General features: G+C 37.8%; 13 protein-coding genes. 5 read left to right on the top strand and 8 right to left on the bottom strand.

What is annotated here, in order from left to right; genetic code table 11:
* Positions 1–176: 176 nt before the first annotated feature.
* Positions 177–2195 (top strand): tetratricopeptide repeat protein, encoded by a 2019-nt coding sequence (locus JW794_09575; protein ID MBN2018361.1) that lies wholly within the window; start codon positions 177–179, stop codon positions 2193–2195.
* 3 nt (positions 2196–2198) lie between these two features.
* Here the strand turns inward: JW794_09575 and JW794_09570 are convergent, their stop codons facing one another.
* Positions 2199–2876 carry a HEAT repeat domain-containing protein gene (locus JW794_09570; protein MBN2018360.1) on the bottom strand — a complete coding sequence of 226 codons (678 nt, stop codon included), beginning with the start codon at positions 2874–2876 and terminating at the stop codon, positions 2199–2201.
* 146 nt (positions 2877–3022) lie between these two features.
* On the opposite strand from JW794_09570, the gene JW794_09565 reads away from it, so the two are divergent.
* Together JW794_09565 and JW794_09560 are read left to right on the top strand one after the other, a co-directional pair.
* On the top strand, positions 3023–3448 hold the full coding sequence (locus JW794_09565) for a hypothetical protein (protein ID MBN2018359.1): 426 nt from the start codon (positions 3023–3025) through the stop codon (positions 3446–3448).
* 60 nt (positions 3449–3508) lie between these two features.
* Complete coding sequence (locus JW794_09560) at positions 3509–4321, top strand: LruC domain-containing protein (protein MBN2018358.1); 813 nt, start codon at positions 3509–3511, stop codon at positions 4319–4321.
* 33 nt (positions 4322–4354) lie between these two features.
* Here the strand turns inward: JW794_09560 and JW794_09555 are convergent, their stop codons facing one another.
* From JW794_09555 to JW794_09530, 6 genes are all read right to left on the bottom strand, one after another.
* Positions 4355–4957 carry a molybdopterin-dependent oxidoreductase gene (locus JW794_09555; protein MBN2018357.1) on the bottom strand — a complete coding sequence of 201 codons (603 nt, stop codon included), beginning with the start codon at positions 4955–4957 and terminating at the stop codon, positions 4355–4357.
* Positions 4958–5034: 77 nt separating this feature from the next.
* The gene (locus JW794_09550; GenBank protein ID MBN2018356.1) at positions 5035–6009 is read right to left on the bottom strand and encodes a DUF523 and DUF1722 domain-containing protein; all 975 of its coding nucleotides are present in this window, start codon (positions 6007–6009) and stop codon (positions 5035–5037) included.
* 1 nt (position 6010) lies between these two features.
* Positions 6011–6724, bottom strand: coding sequence for a hypothetical protein (locus tag JW794_09545; protein MBN2018355.1), 714 nt, complete (start codon positions 6722–6724; stop codon positions 6011–6013).
* Positions 6715–7248, bottom strand: a complete 534-nt coding sequence (locus JW794_09540; protein ID MBN2018354.1) for a lipocalin family protein — start codon at positions 7246–7248, stop codon at positions 6715–6717. Before JW794_09540 ends, JW794_09545 begins: the two co-directional genes overlap by 10 nt.
* Positions 7245–8768 carry an AMP-binding protein gene (locus JW794_09535; protein ID MBN2018353.1) on the bottom strand — a complete coding sequence of 508 codons (1524 nt, stop codon included), beginning with the start codon at positions 8766–8768 and terminating at the stop codon, positions 7245–7247. Before JW794_09535 ends, JW794_09540 begins: the two co-directional genes overlap by 4 nt.
* A 6-nt stretch (positions 8769–8774) precedes the next feature.
* Entirely contained in the window at positions 8775–9263 is a 489-nt protein-coding gene (locus JW794_09530) for a lipocalin family protein (GenBank protein ID MBN2018352.1), read from the bottom strand.
* A gap of 132 nt (positions 9264–9395) precedes the next feature.
* Here JW794_09530 and JW794_09525 point away from each other — a divergent pair, with 132 nt between their 5' ends.
* Both JW794_09525 and JW794_09520 read left to right on the top strand, forming a co-directional pair.
* Entirely contained in the window at positions 9396–10319 is a 924-nt protein-coding gene (locus tag JW794_09525; GenBank protein ID MBN2018351.1) for a hypothetical protein, read from the top strand.
* Between the two features lie 328 nt (positions 10320–10647).
* Positions 10648–13362, top strand: coding sequence for a TonB-dependent receptor (locus JW794_09520; protein ID MBN2018350.1), 2715 nt, complete (start codon positions 10648–10650; stop codon positions 13360–13362).
* 194 nt (positions 13363–13556) lie between these two features.
* Here JW794_09520 and JW794_09515 read toward each other — a convergent pair whose 3' ends face one another.
* Positions 13557–14447 carry a DMT family transporter gene (locus tag JW794_09515; GenBank protein MBN2018349.1) on the bottom strand — a complete coding sequence of 297 codons (891 nt, stop codon included), beginning with the start codon at positions 14445–14447 and terminating at the stop codon, positions 13557–13559.
* Positions 14448–14516 lie beyond the last annotated feature (69 nt).

Here is a 14516-nt window from a genome sequence, read left to right as displayed (position 1 = left end):
TGGAGATAAACTTAGATTCTTGCCGAATTATATGGCAGTTGCTCGTTTAATGAACTCGAAGTATATTACGAAAAGAATTTTATAAAACATATTGAAGATTGAATATTTTTTCATTGACAGGGTTTGAGGGATTCATAAAAAAATCATTTATAAAGATTCTTAAGGAGTTCATTCCTATGAAGAAGCTGGTGCTCCTGATTTGTGTTTTTTGTCTAATCTCGACTGTGGCACTTGCAAAGACATATTTGCGTCAAAACTCATTCTATGCACCTGGAACCATGACCGATACGCAGGCGCAGGTCAAGGCAATAGGGGATATGAAAGCGCAGTTGATAAAAGAATTATTTTCTTATGCAAAATTCACCACACTCTGGAATACGATCGACAGGAGTGATACCCTTTCTGCTCAGAACGTTGAGACACTGAAACCTTTGATAACACTTAACGAAATTATCGAAGAGAGCAGGGATGATAATGTATATTACATCAATGCTGAATTCCAGGCAAATGAAGATGATATCATGAACAATTTCAGAGATATATTTTCAGATGAACCTGTCCAGCAGAAACCTGTCGTCAAACAAGATGAACCTCAAACAAAAACAGAATCTCAAAAAGCGCAAGAAGTGCTCGTAAAAAAAGATGACATTCATGAGGCACCGCTAACCGGATCAGCGTATGAGTATTTCAAGAAAGCGATCGAAGCCCAGCAGTTAAAGCGTTACCAGGAAGCACTTACCTTTTATGAAAAATCACTTGAGAAGAATCCGAATAATGCCGAAGCTCATAATAATATGGGGATCATCCTGAGCATACTTGGTGCTCATGAAGCAGCGATCCAGCATTTCAATGAAGCAAAGAATATCAATCCCGAACTTCCACAGGTATATAATAATCTTGGTAATGCGTACGAAAGTCTTGGCAAACTACATGAAGCAGTGAAACATTATGAGATGGCTATCAGCGTTCAAACCAATTATACTGATAGTTATTATAATCTTGCACGTGTCTATACCGATATGAGAGAATTCGAGAAGGCGGAAGCGGTTCTTAACAAGCTTATTCAACTGGATGCAAGTAATGCCTATGCGTGTTTCGGTATGGGTAATATGTATGCAAAGAAACGCGATTTTGATAAAGCGATTACATGGTTTGAAAAAGCGATCGAGCTGAAGCCGAATTATGGAGAAGCTCATTATAGGCTTGGTGTTACCTATGGTCTGAAGGGTGACATGGACAAAGGAATTCAGCATATCAATTATGCGAATAGCTTGGGATACGAATATCAGGATGATCTCGTTTTTTCGAGTGGTGATACATCTCAGAACGTATCATCTGATAATTTCGTCGTGATCGGATCAGATACACAGGTGCAAGATGATGGCATTAAATCCACTATTGTGTACAAAACCGAAGAAAAGCCACCAGTCCAGGAAACGGTAAAAATCGAAAAACCTGGAGAGATAGATACAATCACTGAAGATCCTATACAACAGCCAATTGACCAGAAGGATGAGACCGTAAATACAAAAGAACTTTACCAGAAATTTGAAAAGCTTCTGGGTAAAACAGATCAAAATGTCGGAGATGCTCAAAATTTGCCAGAGGAAGTAAAACCAACAACGATCCAATCTGAAGAATTTACATACAATCCTTCGGATGATATATCTAACCAGTTTGGTTTTCTTCTCAAAGATAAATTTAAAGATGAGCCAACAATGGAGTTTGCAAACAAGCGTGAAGCGATTGCAGAACTGTTCAAAGAAGGTTACACTTCATTCATGAACGGTGAGTATGATAAATCTGCAGAAGCATATACCAATGTTCTCGATCTCGATTCTAAAAATGCGATGGCTATGTACAGTCTCGGAACAGTATATGCTTTTCAGAAAGATAATGATAAAGCCCTGGATTATTTGTTAAGAGCTATTGATATCAATAAAACTTTTCCAAAGGCATGGGATAACGCAGGATTTGTATACTATCAGCAGGGAAATTATAATAAATCTATCGAGTATCTTCTCAAGGCAGTTTCAATGGATTCAACCATGGTAAATGCGCTTGTAGTTCTTGGAGATGCATACCAGCAGGTTGATAATAAAGAAAAGAAAATTGAATATTATAAAAAAGCTGCCCGTCTTGGAGATATGCAGGCACAAGCTTTTTTGAAAAAGGAAGGTTTTGACTGGGATTAAGAACTATTCTTTTTCTTTAAAATAAATCTCAGCTTGCCCGAGCGCTTGTAGTGCGTCTTGAATATCCTCGACAATATCCCAATTTTGAAGCTTAACCTCAACGATCAATAATTGTTCCAGAGGATCGATAGCGCGCTGGTCACCGATCATTGCAAGAGCATTTACTGCTTCCTGGCGTACTTCCATGTCTTTATCTGCTAAAAGGTTGATCAAGGGAACAACTGCCTTAGGTTCAGCTTTTTTTCCAAGTGCTTCTGCAGCATTTGCTCGAACCCTCCAATCTGGATCCTTCAAAGATGCGATAAGAGGATCGATGGTTTCGAAGCCCATGTTCTGGAGAGCAATTGCAGCATTTTTACGAACCCCAAGACTTTCGTCACGGAACATCTGGATAAGGGGCATGATAGCACGGGGATCTTTTATTTTACCAAGCGCAATAACGCCTGCAGTTCGCACTTCTTCATGAGGATCAGAAAGAATGCCGATAAGAGGATCGACAGCCCGGGGATCTTTTATCTCAGCAAGCTCTTCAGCTGCTTCGATTTGTATGAATTTGTCTACATAATCCAGATCAGATATCAAATCTTTCACACGATCAGGTTTCTTCTTGGCACACGCAGGTAAGAAAAATAAGGATATTATGAGTGCTGCCAATATAACGATAGAGTATTTTTTCTTCATACGATCAAACCTCATGAATATATCATATAACTTTCTTATAAATCCCTAATCCTTAAGAAAATCACGTCAAGAAATGTGTTAAATTTGTTGACAAAATAATCCATACCATAAATATGGTATTATCAAATTTTAAAAGAGGGCAAAAAATGAAAAGGATCTTATTGGTAAGTTTTGTGCTTATTGCAGTCCTTGTAAGCTGTTCCTGGTGGAACAAGGACAAAGATAAGAACATGGACGATCTTGATTTTGATCCGGCTTTCACCTTTAATACGACCCGTATGGTTACCTTTGATATTACAGGACCGGTTAATACTGATATCAATATTTTTCTTGAATATCATGGAGAGGGGAAATCTCCTAAGGACACATTGCTTCTTGATAGAATGGTCGTATCGACCATGACAGACTCCATAGGAATGTTTGAAGATATCATCTCACTGCCATCTTACCGCAGCCATGTATATCTTCAATCAGGAGAATATATCGAGAAGTTTGATATTACTAAAACATCAACAACAAAGGGCGAGGTTATTTCTCTATTTATGCCTCCCAAAAATTATGCAGGAAGTTAATCTTCAAAATGCTGCTACACATATATTTATTATCCAGCTAAAAATTGTTATGGCACGGTTATGTTTGAAGACCTATGGCCGAATAAGGGTGATTATGATCTAAATGACCTTGTGATCGACTGTAACTGGATCGAAAAATATTATAATAACCAGTCCATCTATGTCCCACCTTTCTATTTCTTTAAAAAAATCTTTGAAATCGAAGCAAGATTCCTCATTAGAGCAACCGGTGCAAGTTATAAGATTTCATTTGGTGTGCAACTCCCTGATCTCTGTTATATTGATGGAACGGTTACAACTGACCTTCCTCAAGGATTGCAGGTTGAGCAGGATAACAACACGATCATATTCATCTTTGATGTACACGAAGCTTTAGGTTCACCATCAGGAGAGTGGACAAATACGGATGAATCGATGGCATATTTTGATCCTGTAGAGTTTATTGTTCATATTCCTGTTGAGTATGTCAATGGTTTTGATCCTGCTTGGGATGATTGGAAGAGTGATCCGGATAATCCAATTTACAATCCACCTTATAATCCATTCATATATGTTAATGATATCAGATCACACGAGATTCACCTTGCAAATTATCCTCCCACAGACTCAATGAATACTTCATTGTTTGGAACAGGTGATGACGATTCAAATCCAGCAGCAGGAATTTATTATCGAACATCCAATGGCTTGCCCTGGGGTGTGAATATCTCTGAAAGTACCGTGCACATGAAAGAAACAATTCCCATTATTGATGGTTTTAATCATTTTGCCGAATGGGCCCAGAGTGGAGGAACAACATATACTGATTGGTATATAAATAAATCTGGTTATATAGACTGGGGAAATATATACACAGAACCCAGCCCAAAATAATCTAAGCTGTATTGATGCCCGATGGTGAATTGGTCATTCGATAAATTTGATCACTTCTCCATCGGGTATTTTTTTTATGGTTCTGTTGTCGTTGACATCGATAACTTTACCTGCTTTGATTTCACCACTATCTGAATAACCGCGTAATTCCCAAAAGCCGGGCTCATAATGATCCATCAGTTCGATCTTAACAAGACTTTTTGCTGATTTATAACCCCATAAATAGGGACAGAATATTCGAACTGGTCCACCATAATCTTCTTCAAGATACACACCGTCAATTTCATATGCAAGCAGTGTTCTTTCTTTCAATGCGATGTCGAGAGGAATTGATGTGTCATAATTATAACCAACTGACCAGAATCGTACATATTGAACTGATGGATCAGGTTTTACTCTTTCTAATATGTCAGAAAGCTTTACGCCACCCCAATTGCCGCGAACACTCCATCTGGTTACACTGGTCAAACGAGCATCTGCAAGGGTTTTCGGCAAAGCATGCAGGTCATTCCATGTAAAAACTCGAGGACTGTCACATAAACCTGCCACCTCAATCTTCCAATTTTCACGGTCGAGTTTACCGGGATGACCCTCAGCCCAGAAAATAGGTGTTTTTAATTTTTTGAGATTACTCACGGATTGCTCTCCTTCCAATCTGTCTAACGTTAGCGTAAAACTAGAGCAAATTATTACGATTATTAAGAAAATACTTTTCACTTCTGGAGACGACCTTTACCAGTTGTGTTGATATTAAGTAGTGCTTCAGGGAATGCTTCGAAATATGTTTGTTGTTCGAGATAAGGATTCTCAAAACGAACGACCCACATTTTCAGTAAACTCATGATTGTACTCAACGGTATTTTCCTTTGTATATATCTTTCAAGTTCAGAAAGAAAGTACTCTTTTTCCTTTGATGAAAGAAACTTAGAAAAATAACCAAAAATGTGTTGGGCTACATTTATGTTTGTTGAAATTCGAGGTAAACGATTGAAGATACGATGAAGTGATTGTTCATAAAGGTCAATAACTTCATCGAAGGGTCTTTTTTCATGATTAGCTGCAATTGCACCTGAAATTTTCAATTCTTTTTGATTGTATGCCATGAATAGATACTTGTTCCTGGAATGGAATTCAGTAAGAAATCTGATCTTTTGCTTTTTCTTAACTTCGCTGAAATCTGCAAGCGTAAAGATATGTCTGAAAAAATGTTCTCTGAGATTAAGGTTTCGTAATCTGCCTTCATCTTCGATAGGTATATTTTGGAATGATTCGATTACTCTTTCTGCAAAGATACCTTTTGCTTTTTTGTGTAGCATCGCTACTTTTCCAGTGCGAGGGTATGCTTTAACGTCTTTGATGCCACATGAAGGAGATCTGCTTTTAAGAATAAAACCATGCATTTCAGGCAATTGTGAGATGATTTTATCTGCATAAGATATCATCTTTTCTGTCACATCGAGTTCTGTATTTGATTGAATTAAAAGGTTATTTCCATCGATAACGACGAGACGAAGCGCATCTCTCGGAGTTCCCAATCCAATCTTATCCTCAGGACAGTGATGGATAAAATTAACATGATCTATCATTGCTCGAACTTCAGGACTGCTGATCATATCACCATTATATCTGCAAGAATCAAACTCGATGCATCGGCTGATAAAAATCGTGGGCTTCTGAAATATTCTCATATTATTTGTATTTATAATAAATATTTACGTTTGTTGTTTTCTTCCATTCACCGTTATCCTGGTGGGGCAGGATGGAAAGACCATGAATTTCTTGCACTTTTTTCGTATCGATATCCATAACAAAATAACTGGATTTGATAAGAAGCTTAAGGAATATGCTTGATACTCCCATCTTAATAACGACTGTACCTGGTTTTTCGTAAGGTGAATTCTCGATTTTTTTCAGGTAGAATCCAGCAGTTGTTAAAAGGTCGGATGCAGGCAGTCTAAATTTCACCGTCTCGCCGGTAATGAGTTCGTCCCATTTACTTACAAGGTATTCCACGAACAAAGGCCCAACAAGGAGCTTGTCATTAAAGGGAAATGTCTTTGATTTTGTTTTTCCATTATTCATATAAGAGATTGATATTTCGTCGTCAGATACAATAATTTCGCTAAATTCATCTGTTACATAGAAATTAGAATTGTATTTCCATAATTTTCCATCTCTAAGGATAGCTTTTTCTGTTACAGCTTCAGAGCTGTCTGGTAGAAGATAATAGTGAGATAATACTTCGGTTTCACCTTGAATTTCATAATCATTATATTGATAATAAAGCAGCAACGGAGGATCAGTGTCCTGTTTGTAAACCTCTGCAGAGAAGGTATCAGCTGCACTCTGTAAAAAGGGGATAAAGATTAATAATAAAAGGATACGTAAGATATTTAGTCCCATATTTGTGGCATCTTTCTTATTTTTGAGGCATCATATCCAACCTGGCTGAGTTTTTGTATGATGTTCTCATATGTTTCATCTTCTAATGTGGGTTTTCGTGACATGATCCAAACGAATTTTCTGCTTGGTTCTCCGATAACGGTATAGGAATAATCTTCAGCAAGATCGATGATGAGGTAGGGAACTTTTATTGGCCAGATAAATTGAACGCGCCATTCTGAATTTGTTTGGGTGTTATAGATCCATGCTTTTGGTTTGAGATGCTTTTGTTTTCCATCAGCACTATTTTTTCTGAAGATATAATCTATCTGAACTCTGTTATTATCCAGAAGGGTGTATGACTCGATGCCGTTCACGGCATCTTTTTCTATGAAGTTAGGAATGATGGCGATCACATACCAGTCTCCCATAAAGCATTCAATGTCCACATAATCAACTGTCTTTAAAGGTTCCATGGTTTCCTCTTTACATGCTGCGATCAAAAAGATAACGAGTAGGAATAAGGCTACTATTATTTTTTTCATTTTCGTATCTTCCTGAGTTCTCTGCATAATTTCTCGACACGCAGAAAATCAACTTTTCCGCTTCCCATAGTCGGGATATTTTCTATTACATAAAATTCTTTAGGAATTGCAATAGATGGGAGCTCTGATTGCATTTTCTTTTTTATTGTCTTAAAATCGATCTCTTTTGTGGTAAGTGCTGCAACGATTTCTGAACCTTTTCGTTCATCCGGGACATCAACAACACAAAAGAGAATATCATCCGGAAGATATTTTTCAAGGACTTCTTCAACTTTAACCAAAGAGATCATCTCTCCCCCGATCTTGACGAAACGTTTGAGCCGACCCTTGTGCCAAAGGAAGCCGTCTTCATCGATCAAGCCCATATCCCCGGTTTCATACCAGCCGTTCTTCAAACGAAGAGTCGTCTCCTCGATATCACCGTAATATCCCTTCATAACAGACGGTCCTTTTACAAGTATTTCTCCCAATTCGCCGAAGGGTAGCTCTTTACCTGTTTCGCAATGTACAATCTTGACCTGCATGTCGTGAATGATCTTACCAACACTTCCGGGTTTGTTCTCTTCCGGAGTGTTCGAAGAAACAACGGGACTTGTCTCTGTTGTACCATAGCCTTCGAGTAGATCGATATTATGCTTTGTCTTAAAACCTTCACGAAGATGCTGACTCACTTTATCTGCTCCAGCAATTAAATAGCGGATTGTTTTGAAATCCCCAGGCTCTGATTGTTTGAGATAGCCATAATAGAAAGTAGGTGTTCCAAAAACTATAGTAGCTCCGTACTTCTTAATTGAATTAACAATATTCCTATATTCGAGCGGATTTGCATGCGTAACCATTGATGAACCAGCAGAGAGTGCGAGCCAGAACAATGTAAAACCAAAGATATGAAATACAGGAAGGTTTTGAAGGAAAATATCTTCAGAAGTAATATTAAATATTTTAGGAAAAGTTACCAGCTGGTGCATGATGTTTGCATGAGAGAGCTGGACTGCTTTTGGCTCTTTCTCACTCCCACTGGTAAAGATGATTACGGACGTTTCATCATCGCTGCCATGATGTATTTTCTTCTGTATCGATGAGATCGGTAATTTTGATAAAAACAATGCATTCAGTTTCATTGGTAGCGAAATTTCTGTTCGTATGTCTTCCAGAAAGATCATTCCAGCGACTGGTTTTTGGCCGAGTTTTTCAAGGAGCTTTCTACTCGTAAGAATTGTACTGAATCCAATTTTATCCTGGGCATACATGCAGTTCTGTGAAGCAAGCGTTGCATAGTTTATCATCACCGGTATTTTGTCAGCCATTAATGTTGCGATTATCGAGATGAAAGCTGCGGCTGAAGTTGGAATCATTATTCCAATATATTTTTCAGGATATTTTTTTATGATGTTCTTAAAGATCAGGGAAGCGATTAAAAGCTTGTCATAAGTATATTCTTTATTTAAGGTTTTATCGATAACAGCGACTTTTTTCTTGGACTCTTTTGCTGTATACAGGAATTTTTCTTGTAGTTGCATAATAAATTACTCGTATTTTTCCCAGGGATCGATTATTAATTTTGATGGATCGAATCCCTGTTGTATAAGGTTTTGTAGTATCTTATTATATTGCTCCTCAGATAGAGTTTTTGTTCTACTCAATATCCAGAGAAATTTCCTTTTAGGTTCACTTACAACAGCATATTCATAGGTATCACCAATATCGATGATCCAGTAATTAGAATAGAATGGCCAGAAGAACTGTACTTTTAGCTTTGCGTTGGTATTCTTTTCATAAATCCATGCTTTTCCTTTGATTTTGCTTATGTTCCCATCGAATTTAAAACATCTATTTAAAACCTCAATATTACCATCGTCCCTGAGAGAATATTTAACCCAGGAACGCTCACAGTTTTTTTGAAAACCATTGGGATACCGTGCTATCTCATACCATGTTCCGAGGTACTTATTGATATCAATCTGAGATACAACCTGCAGCGTGGTTTCTGCAAACAATACACAAGGTAATATCATAAAAATTAATCCAAATATGATTATATTTTTTTCCATTTTTGCTCCTTAAGAAAGTATTGTTTCTCAGATATTAAATGTCAATAAATATTGAAATTATGGACAAGAAATATAAATATTGTATCCTTTTTAGTAATGAACAAAACAACTCGCTATACAGTATTGATTTTGATAATTTTATTAAGCATAATCACTGTAGCATCAGCTTCTGCTGAGATTATTCAGAATGACTATGTTATCATCTCTTACAATGAGGAAGATCGAGTTGTTGCATCAACCATTCTTGATAATTTTTCAAAGATAGTATCAGATGTAAATCGTGAGGTGGGATTCTATGATATACCTGCTGTACAACTTGTGCTTACACATTCAAAGAAAGAATTCGATCAATATATAACCCAGGGGAACTTACCAGAGAACAGTATTGCAATGGCTATTCCATCATTATATAAAATAATTGTCATGAATCCCAAAAAACTTCCTCCTCATACTGAATTTTATAAAGTAATCACCCATGAATATCTTCATCTCGTTCTCCATTCCATTGCCCCAATAAAACATCTACCACTGTGGTTTGAAGAGGGCTTTGTTCAGTATTATGCTGACGAATGGAACATTAATCGAGAGATGAATTTCGTGACAGAAGCGCTCAAAGGCAACATGCTGGAACTTCAGTCGTATTCATATCATTATCCTGAACAAAAAAGCCGGGTTGTGATCTTTTACCTTCAAAGTTATTACAATTTTAGATATTTAATTAAAAGATTTGGAGTTCAGAAATTATATGAATTTATTGATAAACTGCATTTGGGAGAAGATTTTAATGTTTCATTTATGCAAGTATTCGGCATGTCGGTGACTTCATTTTTGGAAACAGCGAAAAAATCAATTTCATCTCATACAATTATGGCTTTACTTTATTCGGGATTGGGATTGTTTTGGATAATTATACCGATACTTCTAATACTTGCATATCTCCGTAAGCAGCGATATAGAAGAAAGTTAGAGGCAATATGGGAGAACGAGGAACAGGACGCTTTGAGCGGAAAACTACCGTAAAGTTCTTCTATTTCGTTTGTTGCAATTTTATTAAAAAAAATTTGACAGTCATTTATTCGGATTGCTAAGGTCGAGAAAGTTTTCTAAACTAAAAGCAAGGAGTTTAGTAAAAGCTTTGAAAAATTTCTTAAGGCTAAAGAAGTTATTAAAAAATAAGAAACCCACACAAATACTATATCCATCTAAATGTACTCTATATAAACAAGAAGTCTTTGAGAAAAAGAACGAAAACAGGCATGTTAATATCATTAATAGGTTTTCGTCCGCCAGCTGGCGGATGAGTGGATTTTGTTAATTCAAATTAATAAACAGGGAGGATAGTACACCTATGAAAAAAGTACTTATTGTTCTCTTAGTTTCGTTCTTCATGTTTACTTCGCTGGCATTTGCCGCTGGAGCAGGCAATCTTGCTGGTAAGGTAACAAACGAAAAAACAGGCGATGCGATCGCCGATGCTAATGTCTATGTAGAAGGAACTGAGTATGGTATGCTGACACGTAACAACGGTACGTTTCTTCTGAAAAACATTCCAGAAGGTACCTATACTGTGGCAGTAAGCTATCTTGGTTATGAATTACAGAAAAAGGAAGTTGTGATAAAGGATGGATTAACTTCCACCATCAACTTCACACTTATGATCAAAGATATCGGAATTTCAGGCATGACTGTGTTTGCTGATCGAGCAGAATCAACAACACCTATTGCATATACTGATGTTCCCAAAGAAGACATTGTTATGGATCTCGGATCTCGCGATCTTCCCCTTGTTCTCAAGAGTTCTCCAAGTGTTTACTCCACGGATCAGGGTGGCGGTGCCGGTGATGCACGCGTAAACATTCGTGGATTTAATCAGAGAAACGTAGCGATCATGATCAATGGTGTTCCGGTTAATGATATGGAAAATGGCTGGGTTTACTGGTCAAACTGGGATGGATTGTCAGATGCAACTTCATCAATCCAGGTCCAGAGAGGTCTCAGCGCAGTCAACCTTGCTGTACCATCAATCGGTGGCACCATGAATATTATCACTGATCCCACTCAGATGACTTCTGGTGTGAATCTTAAGCAGGAATATGGTGCAGGCAATTTCAGAAAAACTACCCTTGTTGGAAATACCGGTATGGTTGATGATAAGTATGCATTAAGTTTTGCACTCGTTCGTAAACAAGGAGACGGTGTCGCAAACGGTGCATGGACGGATGCCTATGCATACTATCTGGCTTCTGCTTACAACATTAATGACAATAATAGACTAGAACTCTATGCTGTTGGTGCTCCTCAAAGACATGGTCAGAGAAGATATCTTCAGAATATTGCTACTTTTAGCCATAAAGAAGCAAAGAAACTGTCCGGTCTTTCTCCTAATGCAACTCAACAATGGCTTGATACCTTCAATGACATGGGTTGGTTGTATAACCAGAACTGGAATACTATGAATTCTTCCTATGATGGTGAGCAGTATTTTGATGGCGAACGCCATGAAAGATATTCATACTCATTCCTTAATGAGATTGAGAACTACTACCATAAACCACAGGTCAATCTTAACTGGTATAGTAAGATGTCCGATAAACTGAACTTCTATTCAACCGTTTACTATTCTGGCGGAAAAGGTGGTGGTACTGGTACGTTCGGAAGTATGAAATGGGATTATTCCGGTACAACAAGACGAGTTGACTGGGATGCCACAATTGCAAACAACGAAGCGAATGATGATGGTTCAAAGGGTATTCTTCGTAACAGTGTGAATACTCAATGGACTATTGGTGGAATTCTCAAAGCAGAATATGAAGTCAATCAAGAGCTCAAGACTTTGTTTGGTTTAGATTGGAGAACTGCAGAGGTTAAACACTATAGAGAGGTTAGAGATCTTCTTGGTGGTGAATATTATTACTGGGATGGTGACGAATTCGATACAGGTGATCATCACAAGATACTCGGCGATAAGGTCGACTATAATAACACCAACACGATCAACTGGCTAGCTGGATTTGCCCAAGGTGAATATAAGGCCGGTCCTCTTACTGCATTTGGATCTGCTGGCTTATCAATGGTTAAATACACCTTTACAAACCATTTCATGAAAGATCCTGACGCTCCCACAAAAGAAATGGAAACAAAAACCGATTGGATAACCGGATTCCAGGTTAAAGGTGGTTTAAGTTATATCGTTATGCCTGAGCTTGGTGTCTTTGGTAACGCTGGTTATATCTCAAAACCTCCTATCTTTGATGAAGTTATTGATGATAGTGATGGTTCATTAGCACCAGATCCCAAGAATGAGAAGATCATGAGTGGAGAAGCAGGTTTCAGTTGGGTTGGGCTTGATGGTGATCTTAATATCAAAACAGGCGGATATTACACACTTTGGAAAGATCAAGTCTATAGACAATGGGTTCAAACTGATACTTCCGGAACAGAAGAACCTCTCTTCATCAGCGGATTGAACTCAAGCCACATGGGTGTAGAGCTTGAGGCAAGTTATCAGCCCATGGATCTTGTAAAATTCCAACTAAATGCTTCAAAAGGCTTCTGGAAATATACTGATGATATCGAAGCTGTACTTAAGCAATATGGTGGAGTTAATGACACAATTCGCCTTTATGTAAAAGATCTCAAGGTTGGTAACCAACCTCAGACGCAACTTTCACTGGCTGCAACCGTGTATCCAATAGATGGTTTGGAAGCAAAGATCGTTGGTAAGTATTTCAGAGATTTCTGGAGTGCATGGAATCCACAAAATAGAGATGATCCAAATGACAGAAAACAGAGCTGGAAACTTCCAAACTTCTACACAATTGATCTTCATCTGTTGTATGACCTTCCCACAATTGTTAAAGGTGTGAGATTCACCTTCTTTGCTCATGTATTCAATCTCTTAGATGAAATCTATATTCAGGATGCTACTGATAACAGTGCCTACAGTTGTTGGGGTTCATGGGGTGCAGGTGGAACACCTAAATATCCTCATACCGCAAGTGCTGCTGAAGTCTTCTTCGGACCTCGCCGCAGTATAAATCTTGGTGTTGAAATCGGATTATAATTCTCATTGTTGATATACACAAGACCTTCGGGCTTCGGTTCGAGGGTCTTTTTTTTTTAATATCGAAATCCCAAATCCTAATTTTTTTAAATTGTGAGTGTGCCAAAGTTTGAGGGAAAATGAGATGTCAGTGACCATTCCCTGACAGAATGGTATGCCTATCCTCACTCTCTTTAAAAATGATTATTACAACATTAACCTATCGTAACAAGAACGATGCCGCCAAAAGATAAAATAAGCCCGAGAAATTTACGAAATGTAAACCGTTCCTTTAAAAATATTGCAGCAAAAATAAAGACAAATATTACGCTTGTTTGATTAATCGCAGTTGCAACACTGGCATACGCAAACTTGAGACCAGCGAGCCATATAACCATTGCAAGATATGCTCCAAGAAAAGTTCCGGGAATCATGTGTTTCCATTCCTTAGAAGGCTTGAGTGTTCCAAAAATCAATCTTTTTTGAGGATGGAATAATCCAATGATCGCCATAACAATGGTTCCGGCAATAAGTCTTATTTCTGTACACCAGATAATTGGAGAATTATCAAGGATAGGCTTTGCAATAATAACACTACCCGCCATTGCAAGAACAGACAGAACTCCGAGAAAGATACCGAGTGCGAGCTTCTTCTTCGTGATCTCAAATGATGATATTCTTATGGTAGTAATGCCGATTGCAAGTATGATCAACGATGCCCCCATCAATTGTATAATGCTCAGTTTTTCTCCAAGGAAAATGAATGAAAGCCCTATCACAAATGGATTGAATAGTGTATTTACTACCGTAGAAATACCAGCTCCTAATATATTTAAGCTTGAGAAATAGATGGTGTCTGCAAAAGCAATACCAACGACACCACTCACGATGAGAATGAGATAGTCGTTCATTGGAGCGGATCTTAGAATTTCTTTGCCTAAGACAAGGGATGTCAAAATAAAGAGAATCGAAGCAACAGTATTTTTGAAAAAATTAAGTGCAAAGGGTTTTGTTGTTTCCCCGCTTTTACGGAAAAACATGATCGCTGCAGCCCATACGATTGCACAAATAAGAGAGAGTATCTCACCAAAATAAGGGATGTTCATGAACAATATTCACCTAGATTGATAACTACTAAAAAATTCATATTTATACCTTTGAGTATCTTCACGATT

This window comes from Candidatus Cloacimonadota bacterium, from assembly GCA_016932035.1.
Taxonomy (GTDB): Bacteria; Cloacimonadota; Cloacimonadia; order JGIOTU-2; family JGIOTU-2; genus Celaenobacter.
The sequence above is the reverse complement of the archived record's forward strand: the minus strand, read 5'-3'. Positions and strand labels throughout refer to the sequence as shown.